This window comes from Alphaproteobacteria bacterium, from assembly GCA_035625915.1.
Lineage (GTDB): Bacteria > Pseudomonadota > Alphaproteobacteria > JACZXZ01 > JACZXZ01 > DATDHA01.
Genome location: DASPOR010000114.1, coordinates 1 through 3,244 on the forward strand (window position 1 = coordinate 1; position 3,244 = coordinate 3,244).

General features: G+C 61.1%; 2 protein-coding genes. Both read right to left on the bottom strand.

Annotated features, from left to right (window positions below; translation table 11 throughout):
* Positions 1-26: 26 nt before the first annotated feature.
* On the bottom strand, positions 27-1,862 hold the full coding sequence (locus VEJ16_09135) for a 2-oxoacid:acceptor oxidoreductase subunit alpha (GenBank protein ID HYB09821.1): 1,836 nt from the start codon (positions 1,860-1,862) through the stop codon (positions 27-29).
* The coding region (locus VEJ16_09140) for an FAD-dependent oxidoreductase (GenBank protein ID HYB09822.1) at positions 1,844-3,244 on the bottom strand (1,401 nt) is incomplete at its 5' end. The genes VEJ16_09135 and VEJ16_09140, both read right to left, overlap by 19 nt.

A 3,244-nucleotide genomic window follows, 5' to 3' on the forward strand; every position in this document is an offset into this window, starting at 1 on the left:
GTGGAATTGCGGCTTAACAATGTAGGTCATGACATTACCTTGCGCAGCGGTTTCACCTTGACAGCCCCGAGTTGGTCGGCGATTGCGTTGGCGACAAAACGGGCGGTGATCGGCGTGCCATCGAAGTGCAGCACCGGCACCAGGCAGGCCGGATCGATGGCGCACTCGTTGACGAGGAGGGTGCGCAGCTGCGCGTCGCGATTCTGCTCGACCACGAAAACCAAATGGTGGTTGGCGACAAAGTCGGCAACATCGTGGTGAAAGGGAAAGGCGCGCACGCGGAGTTGGTCAAGGTGATCGCCATGGGCCGCCAAGAGTCCAAGGGCTTCGTCCATGACCAGGCTCGTCGAGCCGTAGTAGAGCACGCCAAAAGGCGTCGACTGCTGCGCGGTACGGAGCACCGGTCGCGGTACGATCTCCTTGGCGGTCTCGAATTTGCGCAACAGTCGTTGCATGTTGTCGGCGTAGGGACTGCCCTCTTCGGTGTAGCGTGCGTAGCGATCCCGCGAGGTTCCCCGCGTGAAAAACGAGCCCTTGGTCGGATGCGTGCCCGGATAGGTCCGGTACGGGATGCCGTCGCCGTCGACATCAAGATAGCGGCCGAACCGGTCGATGCTTTCGAGCTCTTCGGCGCTTAGCACCTTGCCGCGGTCATAGCGCCGCGTGTCGTCCCAGGTGAGCGGGCGGCAGAGGCGCCGGTTCATGCCAATGTCAAGGTCGAGCATGACGAAAACCGGGGTCTGCAAGCGATCGGCCAGATCGAACGCCGACGCCCCGAATTCGAAGGCTTCGGCCGGATCCTCAGGAAACAGCAGCACGTGCTTGGTGTCGCCGTGTGACGCATAGGCCGCGCTGAGAATATCGGATTGCTGAGTCCGGGTCGGCATGCCCGTCGAGGGCCCCGCGCGCTGTACATCGAAGATCACCGCGGGGATTTCGGCAAAATACGCGAGCCCCAGGAATTCCTGCATCAACGAAATGCCAGGTCCCGAGGTGGCGGTGAAAGCCCTTGCCCCGTTCCAGCCGGCGCCGATCACGATCCCAATGGACGCCAGCTCGTCCTCGGCCTGGATGATGGCATAGCGGTGTTTGCCGGTGTCAGGATCAATCCGCAGGCGCTCGCAGTGCCGTGTGAAGGCTTCGGCCAGCGAGGACGAAGGCGTGATCGGATACCACGCGCACACCGTCGCCCCGCCATAGACGGCGCCAAGCGCGGCGGCCGTGTTGCCCTCGATATAGATGCGGTCACCGACGGCGTCCGCGCGGCGAACTTGCAGATCGATCGGGCAGGTCAAATTCGTCAGTGCGTAGTCGCGGCCGATATGCAACGCCTTAATGTTGGGCGCGACCAGTTTGGCGTTGCCCTTGAATTCCTCGCCGATGAGCTTTTCAAGCTCTTTGACGTCCATATCGAGCAACGCCGTCAGCGCTCCGACATACATGATGTTCTTAAACAACTGCCGCTGGCGCAGGTCGGAATATTCGCGATTGCAAATGGCGGTCAGCGGAATGCCGATCACGACGACGTCGTCGCGAAACCGCCAGTCGGGAATCGGCCGTGTCGAGTCATAAAGCAAATAGCCGCCGGGCTCGATCACGGCGACATCCTTGTCCCAGGTCTGCGGGTTCATCGCGACCATCAGGTCGACGCCGCCCCGGGTTCCAAGATGACCGGCAGCCGAGATCCGGACCTCGTACCATGTTGGCAGCCCCTGGATGTTCGAGGGAAAGATGTTGCGGGGCGCGACCGGAACCCCCATGCGTAACACCGCACGGGCGAACAGCTGATTGGCGCTCGCAGAGCCTGAGCCGTTGACGTTGGCAAAACCAACGACGAATTCGTTTACGCTTTTGATCGGCATGCCTCACCTGCGGGCGTTGTTGTCAGAAGGAATTTTTGCATGTCCCAGGCACCGGTCGGACATCGTTCCGCGCACAGGCCGCAATGCAGACAAACGTCTTCATCCTTAACCATCACCCGGCCGGTCTTGAGGCCATCGCTGACATAGAGGCTCTGGCTGAGATTGTTGGCAGGCGCTTTGAGGCGCGTGCGCAGATCAGCCTCCTCCCCGTTGGTCGTGAAGGTGATGCAGTCCATCGGGCAGATGTCGACGCAGGCATCGCATTCGATGCAGAGCGGGCCCATAAAGACCGTTTGCACGTCGCAATTGAGGCAGCGCTCCGCTTCGGCGAGCGCCAGCTTCTGGTCATAGCCAAGCTCCACTTCCGTGCGAATGTCGCGCAACGCGATCTCTTTGTCGCGCAGCGGGACGCGGTAGCGTTTGTCGGGCGATATGTCGTTGTCATAGCTCCATTCGTGAATCCCCATCTTCTGACCGAGCAGGGTCACCAACGGGGAGGGACGATCGGCGATGTCTTCGCCATGGCAGAATTTGTCAATCGAAATCGCCGCGTCATGGCCGTGAGCCACCGCCCAGATGATATTCTTGGGCCCGAAGGCGGCATCACCCCCAAAGAAGACCCCCGGCCGAGTCGATTGCATGGTTTGGGGATCAATCTTAGGCATCCCGTGGCGATCGAATGCGAGGCCGATGTCGCGTTCGATCCACGGAAAGGCGTTTTCCTGACCGACCGCGACCAGCACATCATCACATGGCAGATGCACGTCACTCTCGCCGGTTGGCACCAGCGTGCGCCGGCCGTCGGCATCACGCTCCGCCCGCACCTTCTCAAATAAGACACCGGTGAGGCGATTGCCCTCGTGGGTGAAGGCCTTCGGCACCATGCAATTGAGGATCGGAATGCCCTCGTGAATGGCATCCTCTTTTTCCCACGGCGAGGCCTTCATGTCCTCGAAGCCCGAGCGGACGACCACGGTGACGTCGCTGCCACCCAGTCGACGCGAGGAGCGGCAGCAATCCATCGCGGTGTTGCCCCCGCCCAAGACGATGACGCGGCGGCCAATGGAACTGATATGACCGAACGAGACACTGGAGAGCCAGTCGATGCCAATATGGATGTGTGCCGCCGCCTCCTTGCGGCCAGGCACATCAAGGTCGCGGCCACGCGGTGCGCCGGAGCCCACGAACACCGCATCATACTCTTCGGCTAGGAGCGCCTTGAGGCTGTCGATGCGCTCTCCACCGCGGAACTCAATCCCCAGATCAAGGATGTAACCGACTTCTTCATCGAGCACCGAATCGGGTAGCCGAAACTTGGGGATCTGGGTTCGCATCATGCCGCCCGCTCCCGGATCCTGATCAAACACCACAATGTGATAGCC